This window comes from Streptococcus hongkongensis (genome assembly GCF_053206145.1).
Genome location: NZ_JBRUGD010000011.1, coordinates 56,238 through 82,225, shown reverse-complemented (window position 1 = coordinate 82,225; position 25,988 = coordinate 56,238). Strand labels below are relative to the sequence as shown.

Sequence of the window (25,988 nt, the reverse complement as noted above, 5' to 3'; positions counted from 1 at the left end):
ATTTAAGTTGATGTTTAACTCATTCTTTTTCTGTCGCTGACAGATTTATTGTTTTTACTTTATTGACAGGTAATATGGTTATCATATCACCCTGCACGTTTGGTTTGTCTTATTCAGTTCTCAAAGGTCTTTTCTCTCTTACGAGACAACTATTATAGTCTATCAGATCACGTAGCTTTTGTCAATAACTTTTTAAAACTTTTTTGTTTTGACGTCGTCTTGCTTTCTGACAACTTTATTAGTATAGCTAGTTTTACAAGGATTGTCAATACCACTTCTTAAAATTTTTATCATTTTTATATTAACTTTCCTACATATACAAATAAAACACTGACATAGAACTTATAAATTTGAATATCTGCTTAAAAGTTCTTGATAAAGTTCTTCTTCAGCTTCACTTAAACCCATTTTACAAGGCTCAGACCCTAACTGCCTCAGCGCAAGAAGGACGCGTTCTTCAACTTCTTCAACCGAAAACGTATCATTTAATAGTTCTGTTAAGGTCGCCATACTTTCAGGCTTCACTTTTGGATAGTGATTATTCGTTTTCTGATCCGCCAGACTCACATCATAAAATTCCTTAATTATATGCCCACGTTCCAACTGATTTCCGTTCACGCTGATATAGATGGAAATCGCTATCGCATTTTTAATCCGACGTTGAGCTAAACCTGCAAATTTTTGATTATTAATACTGAGATCAAAGGTGCCCGGACAATAAGAATCAGAAATTTCAAAATGGTCAATGGCCTGGTAATAATCAGAAAAAGATTTTCGGATTAATTCCACCATAAATGTGTAACCATCTGTAATACTATATTTATCAGTTAGCCCATCTGGAAATAATAGGCTAAAGTTAAGTATGCCAGAATCTGAAACAACAGCCAAGCCTCCAAGATTACGAACAACACTATCATATCCTGCTCCTTTAATAAATTGTCTTCCTTCTGTGATGGCCGGAAGTTGTCTATCGGACATGCCTAAAATAACTGTATTGGGCATAGGCCAAAAATGTAGAATCATTTTATTTGGGTCTTTATTGAGTGAACGCAGAAATACTTACAATTTGTCCAACTTTCTAAAACTATTCGTAATACTACTATTTTATATCAACAAAGTTAATTCTCCAACAAATTTGAAATATTTATTATTCTTAAATTACTTTCATTATATAGTGAAACAAAAAAAGAACTCCTATTCAGGAGTTACTTTCTTAGTTAGACTGCTGTCTTTCAGCAATCTCTTTTTTATATTGCTCAGTTTCTATTGCATTGGCCCAAACAAAGTGGCCTGGTTGAATTTCAACCATTTCGGGTTTATCAACTGAATAGTCATGTTGGTCTACATTATAGACAACTAATTTTTTCTGTCTTTCCAAAATTGGATCTGGAATTGGGACAGCTGATAATAGTGATTTTGTGTATGGGTGAACGGGGTTGATAAATAATTCCTCAGTTTCAGCCACTTCTACAATGACCCCTTTATGAATAACTGCGATACGATCTGAAATAAAACGAACAACAGATAAATCATGTGCAATGAACAAATAAGTCAAACCTTTTTCTTTTTGCATCCGTTTCAAGAGATTCAATACTTGCGCACGGACAGAAACATCAAGCGCTGAAATAGGTTCATCAGCAATGACAAATTCTGGATCCATAACCAAAGCACGCGCAATTCCGATACGTTGACGTTGACCACCAGAAAACTCATGTGGGTAACGTGTTAAATGTTCAGACAAAAGCCCAACTTCTGTCATCATCTGTTTAATTTTTTCTTTGCGCTCTTCTTCATTTTTGAATAACTTGTGATTGTAAAGTCCTTCAGAGATGATGTAATCAACAGTTGCACGTTCATTTAAGCTGGCAGCTGGATCTTGGAAAATCATTTGAATTTTTTTTATCAGATCAACTTGTTCTGCTCTACTTTTTTTCTTATTAATTTGTTTCCCATCATAAATGATTTGACCTGAACTAGTGTCATTTAAACCAATGATCGCACGTCCGATTGTCGTTTTCCCACTTCCTGACTCACCAACTAAAGAGAAAGTTTCTCCTCGATTAATGAAGAAGTTGGCATTTTTAACAGCAACAAATTTTTTCTTTCCTTCACCGAAGGAAATTTCTAAGTCTTTGACTTCAACTAACTTCTCAGACATTTCCTTCCTCCCTATAAACGTGTTTACTTGAGATTTTCTCATGTAAATCTTGGATAACTACTGGTTTTTGAACTTTTGGAGCCTCTGGATGGAGTAACCATGTTTTGGCCCAATGGCTATCGCTAATCTCAAATTTAGGAACAGCTTCTTCAAAATCAATCTTCATAGCATACTGTGATCTTGGTGCAAAAGCGTCGCCAACTATTGGTTTATATAATGAAGGAGGCGTTCCGGGAATTGAAAAGAGAATTCCCTTGTCATCAGCTAATTGTGGCAGACTTGATAATAAACTCCAAGTATATGGGTGACGCGGATCATAAAAAATGTCTTCGACCGTTCCATATTCTACAACTTCTCCAGCATACATAACCGCAACATTTGTAGCAATACTTGCAACGACACCTAAGTCATGGGTAATAAAGATAATTGTAAATTCATATTCTTTTTGAAGCGTTTTTAACAAGTCAATAATTTGTGCTTGAATAGTTACATCTAAAGCCGTTGTCGGTTCATCACAGATAAGAATATCTGGGCGACAAGCAAGGGCGATAGCAATAACAATCCGTTGTCTCATTCCACCAGAATATTGGAAGGGGTATTCATTAAACCGTTTATCAGCTTCTGGAATACCAACTTTGTTCATGTAATCAATGGCTAGTTTTTTAGCTTCTGATTTAGATTTTTTCTGGTGTTTAATAATGACTTCTGTAATCTGTTGCCCAATCGTTTGAATTGGGTCGAGGCTGGTCATTGGGTCTTGGAAGATAGTAGCAATTTTAGCACCACGAATTCCTTCCCAATCTTTGTGATTCTTTAGTTTGGTTAATTCTTGTCCACGGTAATCAATTGACCCTGAGGCAATGCGACCATTGGATTCTAACATTCCGGTAAATGTTTTTGTTAATACTGACTTACCACTCCCTGACTCGCCAACAACCGCAAGGACTTCACCTTCATGTAAATCGATAGAGATGTCTCGGATAGCAGTCAACACACGGTCACGGACGTCAAATTCTACAACAACATTTTTTGCACTTAAAATAACTTCTTTTTTCTCAGTCATGACTACTCCTATCTATGTGTTCTTGGGTCACTAGCATCTGCTAAGTTTTGTCCCACTATGTAAAGTGGAAGGGATACTAGAATAAGAGTAGTTAATGGAATCCAGAATAGGTAGGCATTTGTTGTCAAATATGATGAATAATTTGAAATTAAACGACCTAAACTTGGTTCTGACAATGGTAAACCTAAACCAAAGAATGATAAGAAGGCCTCTGATGAAATATAGGCTGGTAACAATAGGGAAACCATTGATACAATGACAGAAACTAATTGTGGTAATAAGTTTTTAGAGACGATTTTATAAGTTGGTGTTCCTAGTGTTTGACTGGCTAGGTTATACTCCAAGTCACGGTAACGAAGCACTTGTACACGGACCGCATAGGCAATCCCAATCCATCCTGTCACACAAAAGGCAAAGATAAGATTCCAGAATCCAGCACCAATTGAATACGTCAAGACAATGATAATAAGCATTTGAGGTAGGTTTGAAATAACATTGTAGACTTCAATCATTACTTTATCAACTGCTTTAGAAACACCCCATAGCCCACCGATAATAACACCAATAATCATGTTAATTGCCGTCGCAATGACTGAAATGAGAATTGAATTTCTCGCACCATACCAAACACCATCAAATAGAGACTGACCATTTTTGTCCGTACCGAACCAGTATTCACCATTTGGTGAGATATAGCGTTTTGAAAAATCGTTAATATTTGAAACGTCGCCAAAGTCGTAGTTAGCAAATATCGGGTAAACAAAACTCATTAGAATGATCGCAATTAAAATGACTAACATGACTAGAGTCGATTTGCGTGAAAAGAACTGTCTAAATACAGACTTCCAATAAGAGTAAGAAGGGGCATCGATGACTTCTGATGCATAACTATCTAGTTCGACAAATTCGAATTTACTTTTATCTATCGCTGTCATTATTTCCCTCCTTTACTTGATAATTTAATACGTGGATCTAAGACAGTCATTAATATATCACCTACTAACAAGGCAAGAATTGACAAGACTGCAAAGATGAAGACTAGCCCAACAACCATTGAGTTATTGGCTGATTTAATGGCATCTATTAACATTTTACCCATTCCTGGGAAGGCAAAGACAGTTTCTGTTAAGGTGGCACCTGCAATAGTCGCAACAATTGCTTGTGGTATACCATTAACAATTGGTACCATCGCCTGTTTAAATAGGTGATGTTTGGAAATTTCTGCCTCAGTTAATCCTTTAGCACGCGCAAAACGAACAAAATCACTTCCTTGTAAGTCAACGATATAACGACGGAACCAAACAACAGTACCTGGAGTTCCAAGAATACCTAAAATAAGAGCAGGTAAAACATAGGACCTTGGATCACTTGCACCTAATAATGGGAAAGTATCTGGTAACCCAATTTTTGACCCTAAGAAACGCACAATATAAATCAATGCAATACTTGGCAATGCCAACATAAAGGTTGTTGTTGCTGTTGAAAATCGATCAAAAACACCGTCTTTATAGTATGCCATAAGCATTCCAATAGGTAGCCCGATAATATATGATAAAGCAACACCAATAACACCAATTTTAAAGGAGTTGGCAATCATAGATGGCTCTGCATGTTTATTTTTAGTTGCTGTGTATGCATCTTTCGCTCCAAAATTAGCTTTGTCACGTGCATCCGCATCTTTTGGCGATTTATACGTTCTACTTGTCACATCAATTGGTGAGAATTTAGTCACACCAGTTGGGAATTTTGTTTGCTCTGACAGACTTCTTCCTTGACCCTGTGTAATAACCTGGATAACTGGAATATTAGCATAAGTTGGGTAAGATGTTCCTAAATCAAACGAAATAATATTTTGGTGAATAAATGGGAAACTACCATCAAAGTAAACCAAGTATTTATGTTTAGTACCAGAACCAACTAAAGCTGGACCAACCGCAGGATCAATTTCAGGTCTGACATAGCGTTCTAAATTAGGGTTTTTAGGATCCTGAATTGTCCAAGGATGGTCAATAACTAACATATGACTGAAGAAATTCCAAACACGTTCATGAATCGGAATATTTCTGACTGCATAAAATTCTTTGCTTTCTTCAAATTCTTTCAATGTCCAACCATTACCAAGCTTAGTGATGAATTTTTTGTAGATCGCTTTATTTTTAGCAGTTGGTTCAATCGTTACAGTTTTGTCCATTTTTTCAGCTTTGTCACGTAATTCTTTACTATTATAGTAATTAATATAACCCATACGTTCAAAAACTGTATTGCGATAGTTATCTTTCTTGTCTGGCGTCGTCACCATTTTATTATAATTGGGGTCTTGTTTAAATATCAAGCTTGTCGGTACCAAGGTAAAAACAATGACATAAGTCAGTGTCGTAACCAACAAAATTGAGATCAATGACCTCAAAATGCGTTCGAATATATACTTTTTCATTCCAATCCTCATAATAAGTTCAAAAGAACTTTCTCAGACATAGAGAAAGTTCTTAGTTGAACTAGCCTTATTTTTCAATATGTTTGTTTAATGACTCTTCATATTTTTTATTTGATTTTTCTTTAGCTTTTTTCCACTCTTTATATGCTTTATCAAATTGTTTAGTCGTTACAGGTTTATCTTGTAGCTTGATATATTTGTAATAGCTAGCATCAGATTTATTTCCTGCCCATCCAAACGCAGCTGTAAATGGAACAACTTTAGTTACAGCAGGTGTCCCTCCTAAAGAATAGGTTGGAATGTAGACCGCTGAATCGACAAGAGCTGCTTGTGCTTGAGCATATTTTTCATATCGTGCATCTTTATCATCAGTAATCTTACTTGCTTCATTTGCTAATTTGACAAATTCATCTAAACCAGCTTCAGAGGCAATTGCACTATCTTTAATTGGTTCAAGTCCAATAAATTTAGTTTGTGCATTCGCTATACTTGTATTAAAGATATCAAGATAAGAACTTGGATCTAAGTAATCAGGACTCCAACCAGATGAAGTCGTAATGTCCCAATCTTGTTGCGCTGGAGTTTCAGCCATATAAGTTACATTGTTGTATGTATCTGCATTAAGCTCAACAATATCAAGAACTACATTTTCTTTCCCAAGTGAATCTTCAATGGATTGTTTCATTGATTGCGCTTGTTGCATCAAGACTGTTGCAGTCTGATCCTGAGGCATATCAATGTGGATTGGGAATTGTACACCTTGTGCTTCAAGTGCTTTTTTAGCTTTCTCCATTTGAGCTTTTGCTTTAGTTTTATTGAAAAGTCCATCTTGCGCATCTGCTAAATTGATGTCTTTCCATTGATCTCCATAAGATGCTAAATCTTTTTCAACAACTTTACCAAAATCTTGACCTTTGATTTGAACAAATGCAGGTGGAATTAAGGTATTACGAAGTGCTTTATTAGCGGCATCTTCACCGGTAGATTGGGCATTATAAGAAATACGATTGAAACCAAACGTTAAGGCTTGACGGAAGTCTTTGTTTAGAACTGCTTTACGCGTATCTTCTTTTTGTTTATCGTCTGTCTTTTTAGTATGACCATATGCCGTACGATTCAAGTTGAAAGTGGCATAGTAAATATTTGATTTTTGAGGAGCGTAAGTAATATTTTTCCCATATTTTTTCTTAGCCGTTTTGTAGGATGGTGTAGTTGGGAAAAGGCGTGCCGCTGTGTAAGCTCCCTTGTCAAAATTTCTAAATAATGACTCTTGGTCTTGACCGTCATAGTAAGTTAATTGAACAGCATCAAGATGGACATCTTCTTTATCCCAGTAGTTTTCATTTTTAGTGAATTCAATTGATGATTTGCTAGTCAACGCAGAAATTAAGAATGGTCCATTATATAGGATCGAGCTAGCATCTGACGCTTTCCCAAAATTTTTACCTTGTGATTTTAAGAAAGCTGCATTAACTGGAGATAAAATACCATAAGTTAATTTAGAGTTCCAGAAACTTTCAGGTTGTTTCAAGGTGTACTGAACCGTGTTTTTATCAATTGCTTTAACACCTACAGTTGAAAAATCTTTTGTTTTCCCATCAATATAGTCACTTAAGCCTTTAATGGAATCTTGCACAAGATAAAGAGCATCTGAATTCTTATCAGCAGCATGTTTTAAGCCAGTAACAAAATCTTCAGCCGTTACTTTAGCATACTCTTCACCATCAGCTGTATACCATTTTGAATCTTTACGGATTTTATAAGTATAGGTAAGTCCGTCTTTTGAGACAGTCCAGCTTTTTGCGACAGAAGGGACTAAATTACCTTCATTATCATACTCCATTAAGCCATCTACAGCGTTTTGTGTAATTTCACTTGTTGTCGAACGTCCTGAAACTAAATAATCTAAGGTATCAGGATCAGTAGCATAAACATAGCTATATGTTTTACTTTTGCTGTCTTTACTTGATCCACTGCCACAGGCAGTTAAGGCTGAAACTGATAAAACTACAATCCCAGCTGCTGCTAACCATTTCCCATTTTTCATAAGATACACTCCTAAAAAGTTTTTCTTTATTCTACACAAATTTTTATGTGATAATTAAAAGTATTATATCATAATTTTTATTTAAAAAGAATATTGAAGGCAAAATTATCTGAATATTTTATATCACTAATTAATACAAATTAAATATTTAAAAATTGTAACCGTTTTTTGCGCTTATTCTATACGATTTTAAGAAAATTTAATGATATCCATTTTATTCTCATATTACACCGTTAATTATTCAATTCAATTCACAAACCTTGACCAAAATGAGATGACATACTATGATATAATGGAAAAAAACGATATGATTGGGACTACATAAATGAAAAAATTACTCTTTCTTTTCCTTTTTCTAGGATCAATAACTACCTTTACTAGTGCGTGGGCTGCTGATTTTTCCTTATCAGCTGATAGTGCAATTGCCTTTGATCTTGAGTCCGGTAAAATTCTTTATGAAAAGAATGCAAAAAAAGTATTACCTGTTGCCTCAGCCACAAAGGCCTTGACAGCTTATATGGTCTACAAAGAAATTGAACAAGGCAAGTTAGGCTGGTCTTCACCTGTAACTATTTCTGACTACCCTTTTCAACTAACGACAAACTACACCATCAGTAACGTACCACTTGAGGCCAGGAAATATACTGTTAAGCAATTAATGAAAGCTATGTTAGTAACAAACGCTAACAGCGCAGCTATTGCTTTAGCCGAAAAAATCGGAGGAACGGAACCACTTTTTGTGGATAAAATGAAAAACCAATTGAATGATTGGGGAATTGCTGATGCTAAACTCTATAATGCGAGTGGCTTACCCAACAGTCTACTTGGAGACAATAGTTATCCTAAATCAAAAAAAGATGCTGAAAATAAATTGAGCGCCAAAGACCTGGCAATCATTACTTATCACTTAGTAAATGATTATCCTGAAATTTTGAAGCTAACAAGTTTAGCTAGGACAAGGTTTGATGGTCAGGATATTTACTCTAATAATTATATGTTAGAAGGTTTTCCTTATGAAAGAGCTGGTATAAACGGTCTTTTCCTTGGTGTCCCTGAAAACGGTGGTCCGACTTTTATTGCTAGTAGTAACAGTAAGCGTATGAAAGTTATTACCATTGTGATTGGAGCTCACGAAAAGGAGCAGAAAATTGCTGAACCTTATAAATCGACATCACTACTATTAGATTATCTTTATCAACACTTTGTTAAAGTAACCCTACTGAAGAAAGATCAGCTGATAAAAAACAAACACTATTCTATTAAAGATAGCCCAAGTCAGACGTTACCCGTTTCTTCAAAAGCTGACTTGACAGTTATTCAACCGCTTGTTGCAAAACATAAAGGCGATATTGTTTACTCTAACAGTAAAACTGATATCTATGCACCTATAAAAAAAGGGCATGTGGTCGCATCCGCTCAATACAAAGATCCCAACATCATTGGCATGGGATATATTGATAAAGCACCTGAAGTGGCCATTCAAGCAGACAAAACTCTAAAAAGGAGCTTTTTCTTAAAAGTTTGGTGGAATCACTTTGTCGATTATGTTAATAGCAATTTATAAATAAATTGGAAGATATAAAAGTATCTTCCAATTTTTTCTTTTTTGACCTCAGGTCATTTCTCTGATAAAATTCGAAGCATCAAAAAATACATGCTAAAACTTGTTTTTATTGGCTTACTTCTACCTACTACAGTCAAAAAAGTAGGCGCTCAGGACTTCTTTGTCGATAGTCAACATGCCATCGCAGTTGTGTATGACACTGGTAAAATTCTCTACGAAAATAACGGCAATCAAAAGGCGCCAATTGCCTAGCTAACAAAATTATTAACGATTTATCTAACTAATTATATTAAAGCTGATCATTAAGCACGATTTAGTCAAACCAATCAACTCTTGGATTATTGTTTCCGAAGCTTTCAGAAAAAACTGTTAGTCAAAAAAGAAGAACATCTCCCAAACCACATCAAACTAGAAGAAAGAAAAAAGAGGAATATAAGGGTTAAGACTTGCAGTAACCTTTACTCTGGCAGTCGAATAGATACAAATCCTAAATTAGCCTTTACATCTTCTGAAAAGTTGGTAGCTCCAATAGAAAAGAATAGAAAAATCGGGACTTTTGAATACCAAGATACAGATCTAATTAGTGATGGCTATCAACTTAATCCCCTAAAGTCACGATTTATAGCAGCGAGACAGTGCAAAAATTAACTATTTTCGACAAAATAAAGTAAGTCTTTAAGAACAATTAATAAATTACGAAAATATTAATAATGAAAAAACATTTTGTAATTGTACTAATCTAATGATATAATTATCCTATCTTTTATGACAAGGAGTTTTCATGTGATTAAAAAGTTAATACTTTTACTGTGTTTTTTCTTTGCATTAATTAACCCTACTCTGCTCAAAGCTGAGCAACAAGAGGACATCGTCTCCTTGACGCGTCAAGCTGGTTATACAGTTAATGCTGCTGATAAACCAGCCTCTTCTATCGTCATCGATGTGACATCAGGCGATATACTCTGGCAAGATCGCATCAACGATGTTCGAGACCCTGCTAGCATGAGTAAACTGTTTACTTTATATTTGCTATTTGAAGATATCCACAAGGGTAAGATCGCACTGACAGATTTAATTACTGCAAATCAAACCGACCAGGCTATTAGCCAGATTTACGAGATTAGTAACAATAACATCGTTGCTGGTGTAAAATACCCCGTTGAAGACCTTATTACTATGACTGCTGTGCCGTCATCTAATGTAGCCACGCTGATGTTAGCTAATTATATGTCTGGTAATGATGCTGGTGCCTTCATTGATCGGATTAACGCAACAGCTAAGAAACTTGGCATGACTAATACACATTTCAGCAATGCCAGTGGGGCGGTAGCCAGTGCTTTTAATGGTCACTATTCTCCAAAGGGCTATAATATCGAGCAAGTTAATCAAACTACAGCACATGATTTAGCTCTCCTTTGTTTCCATTTCATAAAAAAATACCCAGATATTTTAAACTACACTAATAAATCCTCCGTCAAAACGATGGTCGGAACTCCTTTTGAGGAGGAATTTCACTCCTACAACTACTCACTTCCCGGAGATAAATTCGGCCTCAAGGGAGTTGATGGTTTAAAAACTGGCTCTAGCCCGAGTGCAGCTTTCAATGCTGCAATTACAGCAAAAAGAGGAAAGAAACGCCTTATTTCAATTGTGATGGGAGTCGGTGACTGGTCTGATCAAAACGGAGAGTTTTACAGACATCCGTTCATTAATGCTATAACTGAGAAAGGCTTTTCTGATAAAAGTTCTGTTTCTAAAGGTAAACTCCCTAATATTATTAGAAAAGAGAAAAACGTCCACCCTAAGAAAGCCAAAGCACAAGGTTATCATCACGAAACAAACAAAAATATCATTGAAAGATTGGAAAGATTCGCTGACCAACATCATCATTTTATTTTTTTATGTTTGGGGATTTTTATGATTTCAGTCTTAGTTTTAGGATTGATTGCTATTTATAAATAGTCATAACCACCCGTCAAACGGGTGGTTTGGTCCAGGACTATAAGCCCAAATAACTAGCCAGCGCCTAAAGACGCTGGCTTTCACTTTGTTCAAGCCTTATTGCTTTTGACTCGTCACCGGCCTCTTAAAGAGGCATTTGTATTACTTACTATTATCCCTAAAGGGATCCTCATATTCTTTAACACTCAGTTTATCTAGTGCTATGTCATGTTTTTCTTGTTCTTGAATATATTTTTTTATTGTAGCTTCATTTAATCCAACCTACTAACATAATAACCTTCTGCCCAAAAGTGTCGATTACCAAATTTGTATTTCAGATTGGCGTGTTTGTCGAACATCATAAGTGCACTCTTACCTTTTAAATAGCCCATAAAACTTGAAACACTTATTCTGGGGGGAATGCTTACTAACATGTGTACGTGATCTGGCATCAGATGTCCTTCTATTATTTCCACACCTTTATAGCTACATAATCTTTGAAAAATTTCTCCCAAACTGCCTCGATATTGATTATAGATTACTTTTTGTCTATACTTAGGGGTGAACACAATGTGATAGAACACAGCCACTTTGTGTGTGACAAACTGTAACTGGTTTTAGCCATTTATTTTTCCTCCTTTGTCTAACCTGAACAATTAGATGATATTAGGAAAAATAAATGGAAGCTACAAGCCTTCTTAGCCACCAGCTTAGCTGGTGGTTTTCTTGTTTTTCTCTACAAAAAACTGGCTGGAAGCCATAATAAAAAAGAAAGAAGTTGGTAAACTTCTTTCTTTTTTTGATGATTAGTCTTCATCTCGTTTCTTAACAATTAAACCAAGCACAACTAAAATTGCTAGTAGTGCCTCATTATAAAGCGAACCATTCTCAGTTGTTCCCGTATACGGCAACGACTGATTGACTGAATGAGTTGTTGAATCGCTTTATGAAGTTGAGGTCGAGGCACTCAATGAGCTACTCTTAGAGTTACTTGTACTTGTAAAAGTACTCTTAGAGGCGCTAGTAGAAATACTCGTACTTACAGATTTGCTTGTACTTGTGGATTGAGATAGTGAATCAGGTATTACAATTGTTCCAGTAGATCCAAAATAATTCCCTAAAGTTGAGCCATCTTGTGTAGCATATGGTGTAAACTTAATTGTTGTATCACTAGCTGTAACAGGAACAGTTAAGTTTATTGTGATCCCATAGCCTTTGTTTAAATTAAATCCTGTAATAAAAGCTCCAGAACTCCATGAATAGCCTCCTCCACCTGTTGAAATGATTGATGGTGAGCCAATTGTTGAAACTGTACTACCTGTAGACATATTTGTCATAGTGGTTGGAGCACTAGTCGGCGCACCGTATGCTGAACCAAGCGTCACCATAGGTGAAGTACTTGTTGAAGTATTTCTAATAGTTGTTCCAGATAGAACCTGCGGAATTTCAACTGTAGTTGTTGCAGAAGTACTTGCAGAATTCATCATTACAGTTAAAATGTAATATATTGGGACATTATTATAACTATCAAAACCTGACTGAACCTGTGTAAGTTTGAGATTGACCAGATACTAATGCCAAAGAAATCTGATTAAAAGTTTTTGTTGGCGAACTTTTTAGTGTCGACGAGATTATCGATTGAATAGTACTATTTGATAAAGAAGTCGATGTTGATGTAGATAAAGAACTACTAGTCAATATAGAATTACTCTTTGATGGTGATGAAGTTAATGAAAGTGAACTCGATGAACTAGTTACAATCGTACTTGTACTTGTGAGTTTAGACTGTGCACTTGAAGTTGATTGGGATTGACTAGCCGAAGTCGAACTTGTATCAGAAACAGACGCAATTGTAGTTGTCTGATTCGTCGTGCTCGAAACTACAACAGATAAGTCAACCAGCGCTGTTCCAACCGCTGAAGCAACAGGTAAGATTGAAGTTGCTGAGTCAGCCATAACATGCGGTGTACTCAACACCCCACCTCCTAAGAGAGTCCCTACTCCTAGCGCACCTTTTAACATTTTATCTTTAGACATAACAAAATCCACATTGTCTTCACTAATGCGTTCTTCTGCCTTTCTGCCTTTAAATAAATGCATTAAACCAAATGAAGCAAGCGTTGTTTTAATCCAACCTTTACCAGACTTATGCAACCTCACTCGAGACTCCGCTTCAGTCTCGATGAATCTTTTTTTGTTAAATTGTCGTAACATATTACTCTCTCTCCTATTGTTTCTTTGAATCCCCATTCTAAAAAACAATAGTAACTAATAAATAAATGTAATTAATAGCTTTAAAATCCCCATTTCAAAACTATTTTTTGCTAAAGAATCCTCTAAACATTCCATATAAAACAAAAACCTAAATGTCTGGGACAAAATTTGTTTTTAGCAATTTATTATATCTAATTTTCAGTTGTCATTCAATACAGACTTTTCTAATTTTTAGTATTTTTAGACAATTGCTGCAAAAATGTACAAAAAAAGTTGAAGTCGTGTCCTGAAAGAACATTTCTTCAACCTAAAAGCAAAATCAATCACTTTTTATAAATAAGTTTATTCTTCTTCTCTTTTTTTACTCACAAGGCCTAGTGCTACCAAGATTGCTAGCACAGCAGTTCCATAAAGTGTATTGTTTTCAGATACCCCCGTATGAGGTAATACTTGATTAGTAGCACTCGTTGCTAGTTTACCTGATTGAGAATGACTGTCACTTACAGATTCACTTTGAGTAATTGAATCTGAAGTTGGTCTAGGAATTTCATTTTTAACAAAGCCTGAATCAACTGTTGGGTTATCTTGACCAGCCACAACGACAACAACATGGGTGCCATTTGAATCTGTCGTTTCGTTACCAACATTCGGTGTTGTTGGTGTGTAACCTGCTGGTGTTTCAAAGTCTATTGTGTAAGTTCCATCTGCTAATCCCGGGAACTCATAATGGCCATTTGAATCTGTCCTTGTTGTTTCAGTTGTACCATCTGGTTTTGTAATGGTTACTGTTACACCTGGGATACCTGGTTCAGTACTGTCTTGAACACCATCTTTGTTGGTATCTTCCCAAACAGTATCTCCAATTGTATGCGGTACTTTTACAAAGCCTGAGTCAATTGTTGGATTATCTTGACCAGCTACAGTTACTGTTACGCTTGTTCCATCTGAATCCTTAGCATCGTCGCCAACATTCGGTGTTGTTGGTGTGTAACCTACTGGTGTTTCAAAGTCTATTGTGTAAGTTCCATCTGCTAATCCCGGGAACTCATAATGGCCATTTGAATCTGTCCTTGTTGTTTCAGTTGTACCATCTGGTTTTGTGATGGTTACTGTCACACCTTGGATACCTGGTTCAGTACTGTCTTGAACACCATCTTTGTTGGTATCTTCCCAAACAGTATCTCCAATTGTATGCGGTACTTTTACAAAGCCTGAGTCAATTGTTGGATTATCTTGACCAGCTACAGTTACTGTTACACTTGTTCCATCAGAATCCTTAGTATCGTCGCCAACATTCGGTGTTGTTGGTGTGTAACCTACTGGTGTTTCAAAGTCTATTGTGTAAGTTCCATCTGCTAATCCCGGGAACTCATAATGGCCATTTGAATCTGTCCTTGTTGTTTCAGTTGTACCATCTGGTTTTGTGATGGTTACTGTCACACCTGGGATACCTGGTTCAGTACTGTCTTGAACACCATCTTTGTTGGTATCTTCCCAAACAGTATCTCCAATCGTATGTGGTACTTTAACAAAGCCTGAATCAACTGTTGGGTTATCTTGACCAGCCACAGTTACTGTTACACTTGTTCCATCTGAATCCTTAGCATCGTCGCCAACATTCGGTGTTGTTGGTGTATATCCCGCTGGTGTTTCAAAGTCTATTGTGTATGTACCATCTGTTAATCCTGGGAACTCATAATGGCCATTTGAATCTGTCCTTGTTGTTTCAGTTGTACCATCTGGTTTTGTAATGGTTACTGTTACACCTGGGATACCTGGTTCAGTACTGTCTTGAACACCATCTTTGTTGGTATCTTCCCAAACAGTATCTCCAATTGAATATATCTCAGAATATGTCTCAGAATTTGTCATTGAACTTGATTCACTTACCGATGCACTTAATGATTCGCTTACTGACGCGAAAGTTGAATCACTTGTACTTGTCGAAGCTGATTGTGACGCGGAATCAGAAACACTTGTTGAAGCTGATAATGACTGTGAATCAGAAATACTTGTTGAGGCTGATAATGACTGTGAATCAGAAATACTTGTTGAGGCTGATTGCGACGTGCTTACTGACGCCAATTCTTGTGAATTTGCTGTTGAAAGCGACAGCGACGCGGAATCACTTATACTTGTTGAGCCACTTAATGACGTCGACGCTGACGTACTTGTACTTGTCGAATCACTCAATGAGGTTGAAGTCGACTTACTGGTGCTTGTTGAGCCACTTAATGACGTCGACGCTGACGCACTTGTACTTGTCGAATCACTCAATGAGGTTGAAGTCGACTTACTGGTGCTTGTTGAGCCACTTAATGACGTCGACGCTGACGTACTTGTACTTGTCGAATTACTCAATGAGGTTGAAGTCGATTTACTTGTACTTGTTGAGCCACTTAGTGACATCGACGCCGACGCACTCATGCTTGTAGAGGTACTTTGAGAGATACTTGTTGTATCACTTGTAAATCCAGCATCAACAGTCATATTGTTTGCACCATTGATAGTAAAGGTTACTGAAGAGCCATCTGAGTCAATGGTATCATTAGTCCCAACATTAGCAGTTGTAGGCAAATAACCTGACGGAGTGGTAAAGGTAATCGTATAAGTTGTTTGATCAGTTAGACCATCAAATTGATAGTGTCCTGTAGAATCCGTATAAACAGATTTTTGGGTACCATCAGCGAACTTCAAAGTTACAAGTACATTTGCTAGTCCAGTTTCACCTGAAGTTTGAAGTCCATCTTTATTTGCGTCTAACCAAACGTAGTCACCTACAGAATAAGTTACGGCAGTCCCTGTCCCACCTGTAGTATCTTCAGAAAAGACGATATTATTATTAGCTTCAACAATAGATTGTGTACCATAATAGTCATTTGAAGTCATAGTTGCAGACTGAACAACATCATAAGGTGAGTTAGGATCAATTGCCGATACTATACGAATAACAAAGACATCAGAAATATTACCTAAATAAATTTGAGCACTGTCAGAACCATAAGATTTTGAATAACTACTTGTTACGTTAGTCAAAGCACTATAGTCTGTAATTTTCATACTATCCGGAAGTGTAGATCCATTACCAGCATTGTAAATTTGAATCGTAGAACCTGAATTGACAATGTTACTTCCGTATTGATTTACACCACCAGTATCAATGTTATAGAGATAACCATAGATATTTACATAGGTACTATATGCAGTGTAATCCATTGGATTAATGTATATAATCTGCTCAACAGTATTGTTAGTTGGATTATATTCGTTAAAAATTGTTTGTATACTTGAGGTTCCATAAACAGTTGGTGTTTGATAAATAATATTTTCAGTTTTTGAAGTTGCTTCACCACCAAAGTTATAAGTCAAGTTCAAAGTTGCGTTATTAGGGACTGCCGCTCTATCAATATAAGAGAATGAATCAATATTGGCTATAACGTTAGAATACTTATCAACATATGTTGTAAATGTATAAGTAACTGTTTTTGTTAAGGCATCAAATGTACCTGTTGCAATAACCTGACCAGATGCATCAGTTATATCCGTAGGAGTCCAGTGGGCCATATCAAAGTCTGATGGATTAACATATGGACTATAAACGTATGTGAACTGATCTCCAGCTGTCGCTGTATCAGAAATCTTAAAGGTAGCTTTATACTCCATTGTTTCCCCATTATTGGGGTTGATTGTACCAGTAGGACTTGTTGAATCTGTAAGTGTCGCAGAGGTTACTGTAACTAAATTGTTGTTAACAACTCCTGTCGCTGCCATTGTTGTTGATGTTGATAATGTTTTTGTTTTCGGAGCTAAAACTGATGAATCCGAAGTACTTGTTGATGCACTTGCAGATGTCGACGTACTTGTGCTCGCACTTGTTGATTGCGAAGCTTGGACTGAAGTTGATTGACTATTCGAAATCGCTATGCTATTAGATTGTGATTGACTGGCCATAGCCAATGCACTCGTTGAAGCAGAAATCGATTCTGATAGGCTTGAACTGGTAGTTGCCGTTGCACTTGAAACGACTACGGTAGAATCAGTTCCAGCAAGGTTTGTACTAGTTTCAGAAGCAACTGGTAATGTAGATACTGTATCCGCCATTGCATGTTGTACACCAATTGTTGCTCCCCCAAGCAGAGCCCCGATCCCTAGTGCTCCTTTTAGCATGTGATTTCCAGACACGACAAAATCCACATTATCGTCGGTAATGTGTTCTTCTACTTGTCCACCCTTAAACAACTGGATTAGCCCAAAAGAAGCTAAGGTCGTTTTTACCCAGCTTTTCCCTGATTTGTGCAACTTTACACGGGACTTCGATTCAGTCTCAATGAAACTTGTCTTATTAAATTTTCGTAACATATTGTTCTCTCTCTCTTTTCTTTTTTCTTAGAATAGCATTCCTTGAAAAACATAAAAATAACATCCAAAAGTATATTAACTTTGAATGTGATCGTACCATAAACTCTCCAATTTAAGGTATTATGACTAATTTGAAATCCCCATTCCAAATTAGGACAATCACCAAGTTTTTGAAATCCCCATTCAAAAACTTGATTTGTTTCAGAATCCCCGTTCCAAAACATAATAACCTATTATATAAGAAATCTGTAAATTAGACAATAGCTTTTTTCAATTCAATTAATTTTTTTGAAAATTTATATGAAAATACGATGCATTTTCAACTATCTTCTTATATAAAAAAGAAGACTGATCTTCAATGACCATGCCTTCTTTTTTTATTGAAAGATTATAATTACTCTTCTTCTCTCTTCTTGTTAGCTAGACCAAGTGCTGCTAAAATAGCTAAAGCTGCAGAGCCATAAAGTGAAGCATTGTCAGCTGCTCCTGTATGTGGTAAAGCTTGTTGAGATTGTGAGTGACTTGTACTTTCTGTTACTGAATGTGATACAGATGTACTTTGTGTTTGTGACTCAGTTACTGACTCCAATGAACTTTCAGAAGTTGTTGGTGGCACTACCTCTTTAACAAAGCCTGAATCTAGAGTCATGTCATCTGCACCATTGATTGTTACAGTAACTGTTCTACCATCTGAATCACTTGCATCATCACCTACATTTGATGTTGTAGGGGTATAACCTTTTGGTGTCTCAAAGGTAACCGTGTAAGTTTTACCATCTTCAAGTCCTGGGAACTCATAGTGACCAGTTGAATCTGTCCTTGTTGTAACAGTTGTGCCATCTGGATTGGTAAGGGTTACTGTTACTCCTGGAATTCCTGGTTCACCTGCATCTTGGACACCATTTTTATTAGTATCTTCCCAGATATAATCACCAATCTTATAAGTGTCTTTAACGAATCCACTATCAATCGTTGGATTATCTTGACCTGCTACAGTCACTTTGACTACTTGACCATCTGAATCACTCGTATCATCACCTGTATTTGGAAGAGTTGGTGTATACCCTTTTGGTGTCTCAAAGGTAACCGTGTAGTCACCATCTGGTAGATCTGTAAATTCATAATGGCCACTTGAATCTGTCGTCGTTGTAACAGTTGTGCCATCTGGATTGGTAAGGGTTACTGTTACCCCTGGAATTCCTGGTTCACCTGCATCTTGGTGACCATCTTTGTTGGTATCTTCCCAAACAGTATCTCCAATAGTATGAACCTCTTTAACAAAGCCTGAATCTAGAGTCATGTCATCTGCACCATTGATTGTTACAGTAACTGTTTTACCATCTGAATCACTTGCATCATCACCTGCATTTGACGTTGTAGGGGTATAACCTTTTGGTGTCTCAAAGGTAACCGTGTAAGTTTTACCATCTTCAAGTCCCGGGAACTCATAGTGACCAGTTAAATCTGTCCTTGTTATAACAGTTGTGCCATCTGGATTGGTAAGGGTTACTGTTACTCCTGAAATACCTGGCTCACCTGCATCTTGGACACCATTTTTATTAGTGTCTTCCCAGACATAATCACCAATCTTATAAGTGTCTTTAACGAATCCACTATCAATCGTTGGATTATCTTGACCCGCTACAGTCACTTTGACTACTTGACCATCTGAATCACTCGTATCATCACCTACATTTGATGTTGTAGGGGTATAACCTTTTGGTGTCTCAAAGGTAACCGTATAGTCACCATCTGGTAGATCTGTAAATTCATAATGGCCACTTGAATCTGTCGTCGTTGTAACAGTTGTGCCATCTGGATTGGTAAGGGTTACTGTTACCCCTGGAATTCCTGGTTCACCTGCATCTTGGTGACCATCTTTGTTGGTATCTTCCCAAACAGTATCTCCAATAGTATGTAACTCAGACTGCGTAGGTGTCCCTGATTCACTAATTGATGTACTCACAGATAATGAATCTGATTGCGATGTTGAGGTTGAGATACTTGTTGAGTCTGACATTGAACTACTTGCTGAACCTGAATTTTCTGAAACTGCAGTAGAAAGCGACAATGACATTGACGTACTTGTTGAGCCTGAAACGCTGGTTGAGTCTGAAAGCGATGTCGAATCACTTAATGATGTTGACGTTAAAACTGACGTTGACGTACTTGCTGAGCCTGAAACGCTAGTTGAGTCTGAAAGCGATGTTGAATCACTTAATGATGTTGACGTTAAAACTGACATTGACGTACTTGTTGAGTCTGAAACGCTAGTTGAGTCTGAAAGCGATGTCGAATCACTTAGGGATGTTGAGGTTGAGTCTGACATCGAACTACTTACTGAGCCTGAATTTTCTGAGACTGCAGTAGAAAGCGACAATGACGTTGACGTACTTGTCGAGCCTGAAACGCTAGTTGAGTCTGAAAGCGATGTCGAATCACTTAATGATGTTGACGTTAAAACTGACATTGACGTACTTGTTGAAGCTGAGCCTGAAACGCTAGTTGAGTCTGAAAGCGATGTCGAATCACTTAATGATGTTGACGTTAAAACTGACATTGACGTACTTGTTGAAGCTGAAACGCTGGTTGAGTCTGAAAGCGATGTCGAATCACTTAATGATGTTGACGTTAAAACTGACGTTGACGTACTTGTTGAGCCTGAAACGCTGGTTGAGTCTGAAAGCGATGTCGAATCACTTAATGATGTTGACGTTAAAACTGACGTTGACGTACTTGCTGAGCCTGAAACGCTAGTTGAGTCTGAAAGCGATGTCGAGTCACTTAATGATGTTGACGTTAAAACTGACGTTGATGTACTTGTTGATTGTGAAACGCTGGTTGAGCCTGATAGTGATTCTGAAACAATTGAGTTTGATTCAGAGATTGAAATTGAAGTTGTATCAATTTCAGAGTAGAAACCTGTATCTAAGGTCATATCATCTGAACCATTGATTGTTACTGTGATACTTGCCCCATCTGAATCTAAGGCATCTGTAGTAGTTGTTGCATTGGCAACTGTTGGTGTATAGCCCGCAGGAGTCTCAAATGAAATTGTATAGGATGTTTTATCTGATAAACCTGTAAACTCATAATAACCATTACTATCTGTACGGACAGCCTTTGTAGAACCATCTGGGAAAGTTAAAACAACAAGTACATTAGGGATACCAGCCGTGGTAGGCTCATTTTGAATACCGTCTTTGTTGATGTCATTCCAAACATAATTTCCAATTTTATAAGTTGCTACTGTCCCAATACCACCTGATGTATCCGAGTTAATTTGGATACCATTCGAATACTGGGCACGGTCACCATTCGTATAAACAGTTGCTGACTGATAAACAATATCTCCGAGTGCTGGGTCATAGGTACTAACTACACGAATGACATAAGCGCTAGAATCTGAAGTTAAAGATGAATCAAGATAAAAGCTAGCCTTATTGGCCACAGAATAATCAACCGTAACAGGCATTGCAGTAAGATTGCTATATGTGATTCCTTCCATACTATCAGGCAATTTATAGCCTGATGGCACTCGATAAACTTCTATTTTAGAACTTGGAGTAATACTATTAGCATTACCAGTTCCTGCAGAAAGTACTACATAACCACGATTCATCGTATTATTATCTTGGTTGATATAGATTGTTTGCTCAATTTCCTTTGTTCCTTCATTAATCGAAGTAAAACTAGACATCACTTCAGCAGTGTTGAGCTTCTCAGGGAGAGAGTAAACAACATTAAAATTCTTAGTTGCACTTGTTGATCCAACCGTATAGGTTACTGGAACAGATGGATTATTGTAGTTAACCGTATCGCGGTTAATATACTTTTCAAAGTGGAAAACAGCTTTAACATCCTCATACTTATCAACGTAAGGAGTAAAAGTATAAGTGACAAGATTAGTTGTCGCATCATAAGTCCCCTTAGCAATAACTTCTCCAGATGCATCTGTTAAATCAATTGGGATATAAGGTTCACCTGTATAAGCTAGGTCATTTGTCTTAACTGTATTAGAAAATTGAATTGTAAATTGATCACCTGCAGTTGCTGAATCTAAGACGTCAAAAGAAACATCAATAGCAATAGCTTCTCCATCTGTCGGCATAACCGTTCCATCACCAACAGAGCCTGAAATAAGCTTCCCATTAATATCATAAGCCCCTATATCACTGATTGCAATTGAAACATTTGTAATGGCTTGGTTAGTTCCTAGGGCAGCTTTTGTTACTGGAGCAGTAGATCTAAGATTTGTGGGTTTAATGGTTTGGCTAGCTGTTGCCACTTGCGATGCTGTGCTTGATTGCGATGCTGAACTTGATTGCGAGAATGATTGCGACTCAGATACACTTAATGACGTTGAAAGACTTGCTGATTGCGTTTGTGATAAGGTATCAGATTGTGATGTAGAGGTTGAAACAACTACCGTTGAATCAGCCTGTGTTGTTGTTGCAGCTTCCGAAGCAACTGGTAAGGTACTAGTCGTTTCTGCTGCTGAAACTGTTTGTGTCAAAGCTGCACCACCAAAAATAGTACCTAAAGCCATGGCTCCTTTTAACAAACTTCTATCAGAAAATGTATTATCATCAGTTGACGTTATGATTACATCTTCTTTAGAACCTGAAAATAAAGATAAAAGCCCCAAACTGTTAAGGCTAACTTTTACCCAGTTCTTTCCAGACTTATGCAATTTTACACGTGTTTTTTCGCCTGTCGAGACTAGTCCCGATTTAAGTTGTTTTTTTGTCATATTTTCCTCTCTCTCTCAACAAAAAATGAATGCTCCCACTTTGCATTTACGACATATTGTTGCGACTCCGTCTATTTTAGACTTTTAATATAAAATTGTCAATTAATTAGATAAATAAAAATAACATTTTATTTTTCTTAAAACATCGTTACTAGTTACACAATCTTTGTAATCCTCGTGATGCTTCTTTTATAACAATTCCCTTTCAAATTTCCGTTGATTTAACACAATTTCTATACAATGTTAGATCTATTCATTACCGGCATGCAATTAAATCAATTTAATCCAATTATACTCAATCATAATATTCAGTTTATTTATTTTATCATCAAACAATATTTATTCTTTCGCCAATAAAGTCCACAAATGACTTTGGCTAAATAAAAAACAGTAGCATTATAAACTACTGTTCCTATTGCTTGTTAAAATAATCGATACAGTGTATTTAACAATCCTGCTAAAACACTGATGATGATAATTGCACCTAGCCAAAAATAAACGCTGTTTTTAGCTACTGTTTTCTTCTTTTTTTCTGGTAATTTTATCCGAGATTTATCAACTCGTTTCTGAATATCATCTTCTAAAAATGATAAATTCTTTTTAGTTGCCATAACCTAGTACCTCCTGATATTTTTCAAGACTGGTATGATTGGCTGCCGCCAGTTGTTCTGTGACTGCCTGGTTATAAATATCTTGCTTTTCAAGATTCCTCATTCTAAAAATCATACCATTGTAATCGCCTTGGGCAAAAAGATTTGCTGGAATAATAAATTGAGAACTATGACTCGTATTTGTAAAAGCTAGAATTGGCATACAGTGTTCAAACGCCATACGATTGGCTGAGAGAATTTCATTCCCTTGATTAATATCTAAGTAGTAATCTGACGCATTCCATAATTTAGATATCGTTGACTCTGTCACATTTGGGTAAAGATAAACATTATCTTTTTGACCCAACGTCATTAATCGAGGTGACATTTCAGTTAGGGCTGCAATGTGAAACTGGAACTCGGGGAGTCGACTTGTCAGTTTACCAATCTCTTCTAATTGATCTGAATTAGTAAAAATCAAAGCTTTATTTGAAAAAGTTAACTTTTTCTTTAATGGATAGAGATAACCAAGTTGTTTAACCGCAGGACTTTCACCACCATTTAAAGTTTTAAAATCCTGATACCCTTTTGGATCTGGAATAATAACTCGGTTACTACGACTAGTTTGGTTAGTCAAAATTAATGTCATGTTTCCAGGTATTTCACCATGGAACGACTCCTGCCAAAAGAGGGTATCTTGACCTGGTTTTTCTAAGTGATGACTTATTTGGAATGGCAAGGCTAAACTATTGTATATAATACCATCTAGCTCAAAGCCCTTCTCTTGTAAATAAAAGAGAACAAATTCCATCTTCCTTTTAAAAATATGAACGCTCCCTTTATAGTTCAAGATAAGGTCACCCGTTACAAAATTTTCTACAATTGTTTCACAGCCCGCTTGGTCATAGTAAGTACGCATGATTTCTTCTTGTTGCTGATTATAGACGCCTTGGGCAAAGAGTCTACCATGTTTATTATAAAACTCAACCAAGCGCACCTTCTCTGATTGATCTAGCCATTCTACCGAACGAACATAACGGCGATGAGTAGGTTCGGCGTAGAAAATGTTGGCTTTCTTTTCCTGTTGATCGAAAATTTCACCATTAGTATTACTTGATTTTATCTCCCAATACTTTGGAACAACAACCTGATTAAAATACCTCGGAGGTGTATCTACTAGTTGATCGTCTCCTGTAAAGAAAGCATAGGGTGTTGTTACTGAATCAGGTAAATACCCATTTTCATTAAGAACAAGAGTTGGATGTTTGTAGCCAGACATGACTAAGGAATAGTGCAAATCTTGAGCTTGTTGATCATAAACATCAAAAATATTAAGCATGACCTTCCTCCTCTAATAATACTTTCCAATCCTGTGCAACTTTCGAACTTAAAAAGTCCTTGGCGATTGCATAGGAATGGTTTTGCCAATCCTGTAAGTTGTAGTTCTGATACATGCTAATAATGGCTTGCGCAAATGCATCTACAATTTGTTCCACTTGATCTGATTCCTGACGTGGAATCAGTAGACCATTTTGACCACTTTCGACAAATGTAACATTACCATACGGAACATCGAAGCCAATAATTGGTAACCCTGAACCAACAGCTTCCATCAGTGTTAAACCAAATCCTTCACTAGTTGACCCTGCAATATAAGCTTCGTAGTTTTTGTAGATTTCTGTTAGATCAGCATGCCCTTTCAAATGAATATACTCTTGAGCACTATTTTCCGAAATTAATTGTTGTAATTTTTCTTCTTGACCACCTTTTCCATAAATGTCAAAGGATAATTCCGGAAGAACCTTTTTCGCTTCGATAACAGCTAAAACTAGCCAGTCAATGTGTTTTTCACTTGCAAGACGTGATGCGGTCAAGAGTGAAAATGGTTTTCTAGATGATTCTGGATATTTTAATTTATCCAAAGACCCTACAGGAATAGTGACAACTTTAGGCTCTGCATTTTGATACTTTTTAAATTGGCCGACCAGTGTATCTGTTTGTGCTTGTGTCGAACAGATAAAGAAATCAACATCCTCTGTGTGAGTAAATTCATACTCATAATAATTATTCCATAAGATATGATGATCGGTTACAGCATTCATACTATAATGCTCTGCATGCACAACTGTTCCTAATTTTGCCTGTCCTTTTTCTTCCATGACAGATTGACCAATCTCACTGGAACGATCCAGAATGATGATATCATCAGCACCAAAATTGAACTGTTGTAAAAAGTAAGATAACAAACCACGTCTAGAATAAAAAATCTGATCTTTAAATCGGAAGATACTCTCATCTTCAGTTATAATTTCATCAAAAGCAGTCGACCCATCTTCATTAAAGAAACGACGTAAATGCATGTGCGCCTTATTATCTTTAGGTGAGAAGAACTCTGCACAATACCTTGTATAATTAAAATAATCTTTTCGAATAAGATAGCCATCTGAAACAAATTCAGCGCGATCCACAAATTCTTGATCCTCTGATGTTAAATAACAAGTCACAAACTTTTGTCCCTGATCATAAAACAAACGAAGGATTTTCCCAACTTTTTCGCGTCTGTCAATCTCATATGGAATACTAGCTTCAAGTTCAGAAATGGTGTATGAGGTCGGAGCCAACTTAACATCTGTTAAGTAGTGGTACATCCAGATAACTTCACTATCTTTGAAGCCAATAGCCTTCGTCAAATGTTGAACATTTTCATTGAGAATTAAATCAGTAAAAATAAATTTACCTTCAACCTCAATTTGTCTGAGAAGTCTGGCACGGTAGAGCTGTGCATATTCAACACCACTGCTTGCCCAGCCAATTCCCATATTAATATTATATAGTGTCATATTTACTCTCCTAATAGAACTATAA

17 protein-coding genes and 2 pseudogenes are annotated in these 25,988 nt (G+C 36.6%); 4 read left to right on the top strand and 15 right to left on the bottom strand.

What is annotated here, in order from left to right; all coding sequences use genetic code 11:
• Window positions 1-342: 342 nt before the first annotated feature.
• From ACVRZD_RS07905 to ACVRZD_RS07880, 6 genes are all read right to left on the bottom strand, one after another.
• Window positions 343-1,053, bottom strand: a complete 711-nt coding sequence (locus ACVRZD_RS07905; protein ID WP_447450419.1) for a lipoate--protein ligase family protein — start codon at window positions 1,051-1,053, stop codon at window positions 343-345.
• Between the two features lie 160 nt (window positions 1,054-1,213).
• Window positions 1,214-2,158: an ATP-binding cassette domain-containing protein gene (locus tag ACVRZD_RS07900; protein ID WP_037627551.1), complete on the bottom strand. Its 945-nt coding sequence runs from the start codon at window positions 2,156-2,158 to the stop codon at window positions 1,214-1,216.
• Entirely contained in the window at window positions 2,151-3,221 is a 1,071-nt protein-coding gene (locus ACVRZD_RS07895) for an ABC transporter ATP-binding protein (RefSeq protein WP_037627553.1), read from the bottom strand. The genes ACVRZD_RS07900 and ACVRZD_RS07895 overlap by 8 nt, the downstream gene beginning before the upstream one ends.
• Window positions 3,222-3,229: 8 nt before the next feature.
• On the bottom strand, window positions 3,230-4,156 hold the full coding sequence (gene oppC, locus ACVRZD_RS07890; protein ID WP_037627555.1) for an oligopeptide ABC transporter permease OppC: 927 nt from the start codon (window positions 4,154-4,156) through the stop codon (window positions 3,230-3,232).
• A complete protein-coding gene (locus tag ACVRZD_RS07885) occupies window positions 4,156-5,655 on the bottom strand; it encodes an ABC transporter permease (RefSeq protein WP_447450416.1) in 1,500 nt (499 codons plus the stop codon). Before ACVRZD_RS07885 ends, oppC begins: the two co-directional genes overlap by 1 nt.
• A 67-nt stretch (window positions 5,656-5,722) precedes the next feature.
• Complete coding sequence (locus ACVRZD_RS07880) at window positions 5,723-7,702, bottom strand: peptide ABC transporter substrate-binding protein (protein ID WP_037627557.1); 1,980 nt, start codon at window positions 7,700-7,702, stop codon at window positions 5,723-5,725.
• Window positions 7,703-8,027: 325 nt separating this feature from the next.
• Between ACVRZD_RS07880 and pbp3 the strand changes: the two genes are divergently transcribed.
• The 4 genes from pbp3 to ACVRZD_RS07865 all read left to right on the top strand — a co-directional run bounded on the left by pbp3 (window position 8,028) and on the right by ACVRZD_RS07865 (window position 11,228).
• The gene (gene pbp3, locus ACVRZD_RS07875) at window positions 8,028-9,266 is read left to right on the top strand and encodes a D-alanyl-D-alanine carboxypeptidase PBP3 (protein WP_037627559.1); all 1,239 of its coding nucleotides are present in this window, start codon (window positions 8,028-8,030) and stop codon (window positions 9,264-9,266) included.
• Window positions 9,267-9,356: 90 nt separating this feature from the next.
• Complete coding sequence (locus ACVRZD_RS07870; protein WP_155274971.1) at window positions 9,357-9,518, top strand: hypothetical protein; 162 nt, start codon at window positions 9,357-9,359, stop codon at window positions 9,516-9,518.
• A gap of 81 nt (window positions 9,519-9,599) precedes the next feature.
• On the top strand, window positions 9,600-9,914 hold the full coding sequence (locus ACVRZD_RS10650) for a hypothetical protein (RefSeq protein WP_522732362.1): 315 nt from the start codon (window positions 9,600-9,602) through the stop codon (window positions 9,912-9,914).
• A 138-nt stretch (window positions 9,915-10,052) separates the two neighbouring features.
• Entirely contained in the window at window positions 10,053-11,228 is a 1,176-nt protein-coding gene (locus ACVRZD_RS07865; protein ID WP_447450418.1) for a D-alanyl-D-alanine carboxypeptidase family protein, read from the top strand.
• Window positions 11,229-11,369: 141 nt separating this feature from the next.
• Here the strand turns inward: ACVRZD_RS07865 and tnpA are convergent.
• The 9 genes and pseudogenes from tnpA to gtfA form a co-directional block, all read right to left on the bottom strand.
• Window positions 11,370-11,832, bottom strand: a pseudogene (gene tnpA, locus ACVRZD_RS07860) (IS200/IS605 family transposase).
• Window positions 11,833-12,013: 181 nt separating this feature from the next.
• Window positions 12,014-12,121: pseudogene (locus ACVRZD_RS07855) on the bottom strand (hypothetical protein); the annotation flags it as partial.
• A gap of 30 nt (window positions 12,122-12,151) precedes the next feature.
• On the bottom strand, window positions 12,152-12,694 hold the full coding sequence (locus ACVRZD_RS07850) for a hypothetical protein (RefSeq protein WP_198777485.1): 543 nt from the start codon (window positions 12,692-12,694) through the stop codon (window positions 12,152-12,154).
• A 40-nt stretch (window positions 12,695-12,734) separates the two neighbouring features.
• On the bottom strand, window positions 12,735-13,421 hold the full coding sequence (locus ACVRZD_RS07845; RefSeq protein ID WP_447450415.1) for an accessory Sec-dependent serine-rich glycoprotein adhesin: 687 nt from the start codon (window positions 13,419-13,421) through the stop codon (window positions 12,735-12,737).
• 342 nt (window positions 13,422-13,763) lie between these two features.
• Complete coding sequence (locus ACVRZD_RS07840; protein ID WP_447450414.1) at window positions 13,764-17,780, bottom strand: accessory Sec-dependent serine-rich glycoprotein adhesin; 4,017 nt, start codon at window positions 17,778-17,780, stop codon at window positions 13,764-13,766.
• Window positions 17,781-18,174: 394 nt separating this feature from the next.
• Window positions 18,175-22,533 carry an accessory Sec-dependent serine-rich glycoprotein adhesin gene (locus ACVRZD_RS07835; RefSeq protein ID WP_447450413.1) on the bottom strand — a complete coding sequence of 1,453 codons (4,359 nt, stop codon included), beginning with the start codon at window positions 22,531-22,533 and terminating at the stop codon, window positions 18,175-18,177.
• A gap of 422 nt (window positions 22,534-22,955) precedes the next feature.
• Complete coding sequence (locus tag ACVRZD_RS07830; protein ID WP_037626803.1) at window positions 22,956-23,144, bottom strand: hypothetical protein; 189 nt, start codon at window positions 23,142-23,144, stop codon at window positions 22,956-22,958.
• A complete protein-coding gene (gene gtfB, locus ACVRZD_RS07825) occupies window positions 23,134-24,462 on the bottom strand; it encodes an accessory Sec system glycosylation chaperone GtfB (RefSeq protein WP_037626805.1) in 1,329 nt (442 codons plus the stop codon). Before gtfB ends, ACVRZD_RS07830 begins: the two co-directional genes overlap by 11 nt.
• Window positions 24,455-25,963 (bottom strand): accessory Sec system glycosyltransferase GtfA, encoded by a 1,509-nt coding sequence (gene gtfA, locus ACVRZD_RS07820; RefSeq protein WP_037626807.1) that lies wholly within the window; start codon window positions 25,961-25,963, stop codon window positions 24,455-24,457. The genes gtfB and gtfA overlap by 8 nt, the downstream gene beginning before the upstream one ends.
• Between the last annotated feature and the right edge of the window lie 25 nt (window positions 25,964-25,988).

Coding starts and splice junctions, on each gene's coding strand:
- ACVRZD_RS07900 (WP_037627551.1), bottom strand. CDS start 2,158: ATGTCTGAGAAGTTAGTTGAAGTCAAAGACTTAGAAATTTCCTTCGGT.
- ACVRZD_RS07895 (WP_037627553.1), bottom strand. CDS start 3,221: ATGACTGAGAAAAAAGAAGTTATTTTAAGTGCAAAAAATGTTGTTGTA.
- oppC (WP_037627555.1), bottom strand. CDS start 4,156: ATGACAGCGATAGATAAAAGTAAATTCGAATTTGTCGAACTAGATAGT.
- ACVRZD_RS07885 (WP_447450416.1), bottom strand. CDS start 5,655: ATGAAAAAGTATATATTCGAACGCATTTTGAGGTCATTGATCTCAATT.
- ACVRZD_RS07880 (WP_037627557.1), bottom strand. CDS start 7,702: ATGAAAAATGGGAAATGGTTAGCAGCAGCTGGGATTGTAGTTTTATCA.
- pbp3 (WP_037627559.1), top strand. CDS start 8,028: ATGAAAAAATTACTCTTTCTTTTCCTTTTTCTAGGATCAATAACTACC.
- ACVRZD_RS07870 (WP_155274971.1), top strand. CDS start 9,357: ATGCTAAAACTTGTTTTTATTGGCTTACTTCTACCTACTACAGTCAAA.
- ACVRZD_RS07850 (WP_198777485.1), bottom strand. CDS start 12,694: ATGATGAATTCTGCAAGTACTTCTGCAACAACTACAGTTGAAATTCCG.
- ACVRZD_RS07845 (WP_447450415.1), bottom strand. CDS start 13,421: ATGTTACGACAATTTAACAAAAAAAGATTCATCGAGACTGAAGCGGAG.
- ACVRZD_RS07840 (WP_447450414.1), bottom strand. CDS start 17,780: ATGTTACGAAAATTTAATAAGACAAGTTTCATTGAGACTGAATCGAAG.
- ACVRZD_RS07835 (WP_447450413.1), bottom strand. CDS start 22,533: ATGACAAAAAAACAACTTAAATCGGGACTAGTCTCGACAGGCGAAAAA.
- ACVRZD_RS07830 (WP_037626803.1), bottom strand. CDS start 23,144: ATGGCAACTAAAAAGAATTTATCATTTTTAGAAGATGATATTCAGAAA.
- gtfB (WP_037626805.1), bottom strand. CDS start 24,462: ATGCTTAATATTTTTGATGTTTATGATCAACAAGCTCAAGATTTGCAC.
- gtfA (WP_037626807.1), bottom strand. CDS start 25,963: ATGACACTATATAATATTAATATGGGAATTGGCTGGGCAAGCAGTGGT.